This is a genomic window from Tumidithrix elongata BACA0141, assembly GCF_036349135.1.
Lineage (GTDB): Bacteria > Cyanobacteriota > Cyanobacteriia > Pseudanabaenales > Pseudanabaenaceae > Tumidithrix > Tumidithrix elongata.
In genome coordinates, this window is the sequence record NZ_JAZBJZ010000162.1 from 1 (window position 1) to 8,597 (window position 8,597).

The window sequence follows — 8,597 nt, forward strand, 5'->3', positions numbered from 1 at the left end:
AGGGAAGAGGGAAAACCCTGTCCACAACTTGTTTTTATTTCCCAACAACTCTAATATGGAGATTGACATTTTTCAAGCGAATATTTGACTGTTTCAACCTTCGGATCTGTATTCACAGTAATTTTTAGCTCGTATCGCCACAACCCGTCTGATTGCCAGTGGAATCTTTTCAGATGGCATGATTGATTCTCATCGGGGAGGCAAATTCTGTAATTAAGCTAATTGGCTCAACTTTACGAATTTGCGCCAACTGTAAAATTGCCGCAGCCCTTTCCGCATCTTCATTTTCTATGCGAGAGACAAAAGCCAATAACTCCTGATGTTCTGCTTCTGTAATACCACCACTTTCATTTTGTTCGCGCAGATAATCTAGTCTAGCTTGCTCTTCCTGTAAAAGCTTGCGATGGATGACCTGCAACAACTTTTCTTCAGACTTTGCTTGAATTGATGAATTAACTTGAATAGTCTTTCTATGTAAAGCATTTAGCAACTCAATCACATCGCTCAGCGAATCTTCAGGTAGTTGCTCAACTAACTGAATCGCTCTTTGCCGATTATCCATTGCTATTGCCATTACATACTCCGTGAAGAAGTTCAAAAAGTCTGATCGGTATTTTCTACTAGCTTATCACGCCCACCCCAATCGCTTAAATTACCACACAGCTTGAATTACCTACTCTTACCTAAAGAATAGCGCAGTAACTGCTCCCTCAGCATATCAACAATATGAGTAGAGCAATCTTGGTTCGTATGGTTATCAAACTCGATGGGTGGTATGTATTACCAAATGGATACGATATAAAATGGCTCGAAGCCTAGAATTTTGTATATTCCTTATAGGTCTTCTGATACGTGAATCGATTTCTCGGCGATCGCTTTAAACTTCAATCACAGTATTTGTTTTTGCTGCTTTTTCGGCAGCACAGGCGACTGCGATCGCGTGGAGCGAACTGTCCGAATTGGTATAGAGTGGAACCCCATCAAACAAATGGTCTAAAACATTTTCTGTATCGCGTTTAAACAGCCCCTTAGGACTATCGACGGTAAGTACGGTTTCACCATCTGCCGTAATTAATTTGCCCGACTCACCCTCAAATAACACAGCACCACGGCTACCTTGAATCTCCATACTGCGCTCTGATTTCCACAGATGTTCGCCTTTGCTGTAGCTAATATCTGCTACTAACCCACTGACAAACTGAAGTTGGGCGTTGCAAATACAAGAAGTATATCGTCGAGGTAAGGCATCGCCTTGATAGCGCAACTGACAGGCAACCGACTTGACTTTACCGAATAGAGCCGTCAATCGATGCACGCGCGAAACTGCGGCGACCAAGGGAAACCCAAACAACTCTGGCATATAGGTCCATTTATCTGGGGCTGGACGCTGGGGATTTTGAGTCACATAACGCGCATAAAATGGCTCCCCTAGGTCTGGCAAAACCTTTGTGACAGTTTGATGAACCGCACCGAGCAGTTCGAGATGTTCGACATGGAGGAGTAAATGGTTGGCTTGAGCCAATTGCACGAGGGCTTCCGCCTCGGAATAGCTAAAGGCTAGGGGATATTCGACAATGACATGCTTACCCGCTCTAAGTGCTTGAGCCACAACTGCACCGTGATCGCGATTGACATTGGCAACAACCACGAGATCGATATCGGGTCTGATCGCTAGCTCAGACCAATAGGGATGGGCTTCGATGTTAAAAGCTTGGGCAAGGGCATTGGCTTTGTCGGCGCTACCTGCGATCGCTTTGAGTTGCACCCTCGGATCTTGGCTTAAAATTTCAGCGCGTAACTTGGCAACAAAACCAGTACCAACAATACCAACGCGTAAGGGTGAAGTTAGTTTACTCAAAGAATTAGAAATCCCAATCAATGGCTAGCGGATGCGGCGAGATTTAGAAGGGGGCAAGCGTTTTTGCTTTGTCCGAAAGATACGGCGACCAGCGGTCGTATTTGCCCAAATTGCCACTTTTTCCCAGACAGGCTCAGAAACAAAGCGATTTGCCAGTGCTGAGAGGGTCATAATCGCGACCACGGGAAACATAGCTGCCAGTGAGTTACTATCACGGCTACCGATAAATAGGAAAACGACCGAGGTTACTAAGGCTGAGACCAGAAGGAACTGGAATTTAGTCATAGAGATTCCAAACAACTGACAAAATGAATATTAACCGAGAGACCTATAGAGATTTTAGCCTACAGAGATTAGCCACAATATACACTACCGCCGATCGCAGATCGGCAAAGCGATCGCATTCTCAGCGCTGTAGTCAACCGTAGCAAGCTAAGGTAGCTGAAGTGCTTCAGACAATTAACCTGTAAAAGTTGTACCATGCTTGGCGATCGCGAGGCATTTCGCTGTCGAAATCATACCCGTTTCTTGCCAAGCCGCACGCATTGCTTCTGCTACTGCTTCTATTTTAGCAGGGCTACCAAGCGCAAGTAGGGTGGGACCAGCCCCACTGATCACCATGCCATAGGCTCCTGCCTCGATCGCCGCTTTCTGGACGGCTTCCATCCCCGGAATTAGGCTTTGACGGTAGGGTTGATGGAGGCGATCTTGTAAGCCCGATTGCAGCCAATCTTGATTGCCAGTGGTAAGGGCATGGGTTAATAGGGCTAAGTGCGAGGCATTAAAGATGGCATCTTTCATCGGGACGTCGCGGGGCAACACTTGGCGGGCTTTAGCCGTCGAAAGTTCAAAATTGGGAATGGCGATCGCGATCGCCACCTGTTTATGCCAGTTAATTGGACAAAATTCCCATCCGCCACTTTTATTGGAAGCCATCAAATAGCAGCCACCCAACATAGCAGGTACGACATTATCGGGATGTCCCTCCATGTCGATCGCCAATTGCAGCAGGTCTTTTTGCTCTAGGGGGGAGCCCGCCAAGAGATTTGCCCCCACCAATCCACCTACAATTGCGGTTGCGGAGCTACCTAGCCCCCTTGCTAGCGGAACCTGAGCATCAATATGTAGAGAGATAATTGGTTTTGGCTGACCGATATGGGCATAAAACTTTTCTAAGCTCTCGTAAACGAGGTTGGATTTATTTTTCGCAACTTTATCTGCCCCTGCCCCAGAGGCTGTAATCTTCAGCTCATCTGACACCGCAAACTGAAACTTGTTATAAAGCGATAGGGCTGCACCTAAACAGTCAAACCCGGGACCAAGATTACCAGTGGTGGCAGGAACTGAGACTTCAAACATAGGCTTAGACTGAAATTATTAACAAGTAGTGAGCATAGCGATTCTACATCGCGCCATCTTAGCTTCTGCGTACCTCGTCGTAAAGAATGTATAAGCGATCGCAAAAAGTTATTTGTCAAGGTTAATCATGCTACTTCTAGAGTTGGAAGACTCTCAAGAAAATGGGTGGTTACAACTTGGAGAGCTTCCGAAATTGCCTCGCGGGATACGCGTCCGCGAAATCCCTGCACAATACTATCCATGCTTTCACCTGTGGCTAGCCGTTCGATCGCGCCTGTAATTTCGATGCGCGTATATTTGAAGGTTGGGCGATCGCCACAAACTCCAACGGCTCGAACAACGTATTGTCCAAGTGGAAAATAGCTATAAGGTTCTCCGTTAAGGATCTCTGTGTTTAGCGATCGCATACAAGTTTTTGAGTTCACTGGTTACACTATATTGCAAACAATGTGATTATTTTTTGCGATCGCATCAACGACGGTAAGGAATATCGCCACAGATAATCAAGCCTTTCACCTCAAGGTTAAAGTATCACCGCCCCATATCCTCTCCAGTTTTCATAAATCATAAGAGGTATACTTCCAAGGGTCATTTATATGTCATAATGTCATCAATAATACCCAGAAAGACATTGTACGAAGTTCAGCCATCATCTCTACTCAGCCAAGCACGCAATCGCTTTACGCAGCGCGATCTTGCTCAACGTCTTCATGTCTCACAAAGAACTGTGGCACGTTGGGAATCTGGGGAAACGCGATGTCCAGCAATGTTGGAACCAGCTTTGCGTGATATCCTTTACAATTCTTCGGTAATAGCCAGTCAAGGCAAGGACTTCACTTTTATAGATCTTTTTGCAGGGATTGGAGGAATCCATCTTGGTTTTCGAGATGCTGGGGGTAAATGTGTTTTTACTAGTGAATGGAATGACTGGTCTAAAAAAACTTATCTAGCGAACTATGGAGATAATCATCCATTTGTAGGTGATATTGTCCCTTATCCTGCTGAAGATGTACCCGATCATGATGTACTTCTTGCAGGCTTCCCATGCCAGCCGTTTAGCATTGCAGGTGTAAGTAAAAAAAATGCTCTTGGCCGTCCACATGGTTTTGAATGTACTACACAAGGCACTTTATTCTTTGACGTAGCAAGGATTATCGCAGCTAAGCGTCCAAAAGCATTTCTACTCGAAAACGTTAAAAATCTTTTATCTCATGATAAAGGCAATACGTTCCAAGTCATCTTGAATACACTCCGTAATGAACTTGGTTACGATGTTCACTATAAAGTTATTGATGGGCAGCAATTTGTCCCACAACATCGAGAGCGAATCATTATTGTGGGCTTCATTCAGCAAACTAATTTCTGCTGGGATAATTTATGCGCCCCAATAGAGAAACCAAAACTCATATCAATTTTACACCCCGAAGATGGTAGTGAGGAGGCTGAGGAACCCTACACAATTGGAGAAAAGGCAAAAGTACATAGCAAGTATATTCTTTCTGATAAACTTTGGGCTTATCTGCAAGCCTATGCTGACAAGCATCGTGCCGCAGGCAATGGATTTGGCTTTGGTCTTGTAACTCCTGACGATGTTGCCCGTACTTTGTCTGCCCGATATTACAAAGATGGCTCCGAAATTCTTGTGTATCGAGGGAAAGGAAAGAATCCCCGTCGCCTCACTCCACGCGAATGTGCGAGATTAATGGGTTTCCCCGATCAATTTATAATCCCAGTATCAGATACTCAGGCTTATCGTCAGTTTGGAAACAGTGTAGTTGTTCCAGCTATACGTGAAGTTGCTAGAATTATGGTTCCACAGATTTTGTCGCTAAAACAACAAAAGACAAAATCTAATTAGAGATATTTATGAAGTCTGGGCATCTTTCGGAATACTTTACAGGAGTGGCTGCAAAACGACTCAGTGCAGTTGAGTCAGATATATTTCGTAGTCATCAACATGAGTTCAATGGGGTAAAAGGACTGAAACAATTATTTGGTAGTGCCAAGCAAACATATCAGGCTAAATTTATCTATCTTAACGATCATGATGATGAACCTCCTGTCGATGATGGATATTTAACTTGGTACGATGCTCGTGAAAACCATCCAAACCGTTCAGAATATAGATTGTATTTTCCAGATACTTTAGTTTCTCAATGTGCTGCCGAAGGTGATTTATTGGTAATCGGAACTCGTCCAGATAATTCTGTCTTGGTGATTATTGCTGAGAATGATTCAACTATATCAAATCAAATTCAATGGCTCTTTGGTTTGACAAACCTTTCTCATTCTGGTTTTTCAGTAAGAGGGGAATTAGAAACCGATCAAGACCGAATAGAGTTTACATCTCGATTTATCCTTGAAAATATTGGAATTGCAATAGAATCCAACGAAGAAAACTACCTTGAGACGATGTTAGAAAAATTTGAAGGGAGCTTTCCTAACACTCGTATTTTTTCCGAACATGCACGTTCTACCTTGCAAGACATTAACTTAGAGGATGGTTTGGACTCAGCTATTATGGCTTGGATGGAACGCGAAGAAATTTTATTCAGAACTTTGGAGCGTTATCTCATTGCAGATCGTCTCAGCAAAGGATTTGATAATGATGTAGAGGGTTTTCTTGCCTTCTCTCTATCTGTACAAAATCGAAGAAAAAGTCGCGTTGGATATGCTCTTGAGAATCATCTTGAAACAATTTTTACTGATTCTAATATTCGCTACTCAAGGGGTAAGGTAACAGAAAACAGATCGAAACCAGACTTTCTATTTCCTGGACAAGCTGAATATAAGGATCCGAACTTTAACCCACTTCACCTAACTATGCTAGGGGTAAAATCTACTTGTAAAGACCGTTGGAGACAAGTATTGTCTGAAGCCAATCGCATTTCAACAAAACACCTGCTCACACTTGAAACTGCAATTAGTAATAACCAAACTGAAGAAATGAGATTCCAAAGGCTTCAGCTTGTTATTCCACGATCTCTACATTCAACTTATACTCCAAAGCAGCAAGCTTGGCTAATGGATTTAACTGAATTTGTAGAGTATCTTCGTCAATATCAGTAACTAAAAGTTACTCAAAATTCAACTACGATCGCGCAGTTATGATAACAAATAGAGATTACCTCCATCCATATCTGTTCATTCTCAAAAGTACAAACTATCAAGCGATCGCCAAAATTATTGAGATACTCCATATAAAAAACTTGACATGAATTCTGACTATCTACAACTAGCCCGCGATCGCCTCGTCAATTCCCTCAGTTCCAAAAAGCTTAACCAACAAGAAATTGCCGCGATCGCGGCATTATTGCTCAAACTCGATCGCTGTGCGATCCAAATTGCTGCCTTTGGCATGGTTTCGTGTGGCAAAACATCGGTCTTAAATGCGTTGCTGGGCAAAAAAATCTGGGCTACGGGAGCAATTCACGGTGTTACCCAAACGGTAGAGACAAAGGGATGGAATCCCAAATTAGAGAAGGAAATAGAAAACACAAGTTCGCAGGATTCTGTTTCCTTCGGAGCGGGAAATGAAGAGGGGAATGGTTCAAGCTCTATCTCATCTCCTAGCACAAAGGTTCAGATCGAGCTGATCGATACCCCTGGTATTGATGAGATTGCAGGGGAGGAACGCACAATTTTAGCAATGGAAGCCGCTCAAAAAGCCGATCTGATTTTGTTTGTGATTGCTGGAGACATGACCCGTATCGAGCAGGAAGCGATCGCAAAGTTACGAGAATGCTACAAGCCCATTCTGCTAGTTTTCAACAAGATCGATTTATATCCTGAAAGCGATCGCCTCGCAATTCATGCTGCCCTGCAAAGCGAAGCCGTGCGTGAACTTATTTCACCCGATGAGATCGTGTTGAGTGCCGCTGAACCCATGCCTACCAAGGTACGCCTGCAATATGCCGATCGCCCCAGTCAAGATGTTTGGGAACAATCACCACCCGATGTGGAATCCCTTAAACTTAGAATTCTCTCCCTACTCAATCAAGAAGGGAAAGCCCTACTGGCTCTCAATGCCATGCGAGCCTTGGCAGATATTCAAACCTCTGTCACTCAGAGACATCTGCAACGCTTGCCTTCCCTGAGTCCAACTGTAACTGCGGTGTTTATGGGTAAGGCGATCGCTTTATTCATTTCCCCTTGGTTTTGGCTAGATGGACTTATTAGTGGGGCGATCGACAGTTTGCTCTTGGTAGTGTGGCTCTGGGGCTTTCCAGTTCAGCAATCCTTGAGTTGGTTGGGAGCGATCGCGCTGAATTCTCTCATACTCGGAGGGTTGGGTATTACAATTGGGAATGATTTTGGCTGGAACTTTTCCTTTAGCTCTAATTTTGGATCTTTTTCTGGCGCGAACTTTGGATTGAGTGATATTCCCCAATTTGCCCAGATTGGCTGGTCTGGAATTACCCTACCTTGGATGTTGCGATCGCTGCATCGGGATCTAGAACAAAGTAGCGGCTGGGGGCGATCGAGCGCAAAAGCCTTAATTCAAAAGATTTTGCAAACTGCCCCAACCAATACAATTCTCAGCCGTCTTAAGCTAGGCTAGAGATGATTCCTGCCGTTTTTATACCGATGTACTGAATTTAAAAATCGTCAAGGGGTAAAAGAAACAAAGGACTTAACCATGCCATAGAACTTTTCTTCAAAAATTATGGCTTCTGGGAAAAGTTGTTTGAATTCTGCCCTATGCAATAAACGGATACTTTTGACTTCATGTAATGCTTTTTGATAGTCAGGGATTTTGGTATACCAGCCTAAATCAAAGTGTTGTAGCAACCATGCTCTGAATGCGATCGGAAAGAATTGAAACAGGGGAAATACAAAATGCGGCTCTACAGGAAAGAAAAGATTAGGCGTTTGTATGTAATATCGTTTACCTACCCGTCTAACTTCATCTGCCATACGTTTTTGATCTTCAAAGCTCCCAACATGCTCAATCGTGGAATTTGAAAACACGATATCAAACTGCTTGTCTGCAAACTCTGGCATGGCTCTACCATCACCGATCGCTGCTGTAAAACTAGGGATTGATACAGCCTGATTCTCAATATTTAGCAGGGTAATTTGAAATTCTCGATCTAGCAGAGTTCTGTCTGCCATCATTTCCCAATACCCTTGACTCCCACCAATATCAAGAATTTTGACGGGGCGAGGTAAGTCTTTGAGCATTTCCATAAAAACATCAAATCGCTGTCGCCGCAACTGAGTTGCCACAGAATGTTCGCTAGTATTGTCTGCAAAATGCTTATGGATTATTGTCATTGATTTCGCTCTAGCTATTGCCTAGCAATTTATGAATAACGGGACTGATATAATAGAGTTGTTGGGAAATAAAAACAAGTTGTGGACAGGGTTTTCCTCTTCC

General features: G+C 43.6%; 9 protein-coding genes. 3 read left to right on the forward strand and 6 right to left on the reverse strand.

The window, feature by feature from the left end; all coding sequences use genetic code 11:
* Positions 1 to 169 precede the first annotated feature (169 nt).
* From V2H45_RS23625 to V2H45_RS23645, 5 genes are all read right to left on the reverse strand, one after another.
* The gene (locus V2H45_RS23625) at positions 170 to 562 is read right to left on the reverse strand and encodes a hypothetical protein (protein ID WP_330486149.1); all 393 of its coding nucleotides are present in this window, start codon (positions 560 to 562) and stop codon (positions 170 to 172) included.
* A gap of 315 nt (positions 563 to 877) precedes the next feature.
* Positions 878 to 1,858, reverse strand: a complete 981-nt coding sequence (locus V2H45_RS23630) for a Gfo/Idh/MocA family protein (RefSeq protein ID WP_330486150.1) — start codon at positions 1,856 to 1,858, stop codon at positions 878 to 880.
* 24 nt (positions 1,859 to 1,882) lie between these two features.
* Entirely contained in the window at positions 1,883 to 2,143 is a 261-nt protein-coding gene (locus V2H45_RS23635) for a hypothetical protein (RefSeq protein WP_330486151.1), read from the reverse strand.
* A gap of 174 nt (positions 2,144 to 2,317) precedes the next feature.
* Entirely contained in the window at positions 2,318 to 3,217 is a 900-nt protein-coding gene (gene thrB, locus V2H45_RS23640; RefSeq protein ID WP_330486152.1) for a homoserine kinase, read from the reverse strand.
* Positions 3,218 to 3,342: 125 nt separating this feature from the next.
* Positions 3,343 to 3,642, reverse strand: coding sequence for a DUF433 domain-containing protein (locus V2H45_RS23645; RefSeq protein WP_330486153.1), 300 nt, complete (start codon positions 3,640 to 3,642; stop codon positions 3,343 to 3,345).
* A gap of 179 nt (positions 3,643 to 3,821) precedes the next feature.
* Here V2H45_RS23645 and dcm point away from each other — a divergent pair, with 179 nt between their 5' ends.
* From dcm to V2H45_RS23660, 3 genes are all read left to right on the forward strand, one after another.
* Complete coding sequence (gene dcm, locus V2H45_RS23650) at positions 3,822 to 5,075, forward strand: DNA (cytosine-5-)-methyltransferase (protein ID WP_408648890.1); 1,254 nt, start codon at positions 3,822 to 3,824, stop codon at positions 5,073 to 5,075.
* A gap of 8 nt (positions 5,076 to 5,083) precedes the next feature.
* A complete protein-coding gene (locus V2H45_RS23655) occupies positions 5,084 to 6,286 on the forward strand; it encodes a type II restriction endonuclease (protein ID WP_330486155.1) in 1,203 nt (400 codons plus the stop codon).
* 145 nt (positions 6,287 to 6,431) lie between these two features.
* A complete protein-coding gene (locus V2H45_RS23660) occupies positions 6,432 to 7,778 on the forward strand; it encodes an Era-like GTP-binding protein (protein WP_330486156.1) in 1,347 nt (448 codons plus the stop codon).
* Positions 7,779 to 7,825: 47 nt separating this feature from the next.
* Here the strand turns inward: V2H45_RS23660 and V2H45_RS23665 are convergent, their stop codons facing one another.
* Positions 7,826 to 8,494, reverse strand: a complete 669-nt coding sequence (locus V2H45_RS23665) for a class I SAM-dependent methyltransferase (protein ID WP_330486157.1) — start codon at positions 8,492 to 8,494, stop codon at positions 7,826 to 7,828.
* Between the last annotated feature and the right edge of the window lie 103 nt (positions 8,495 to 8,597).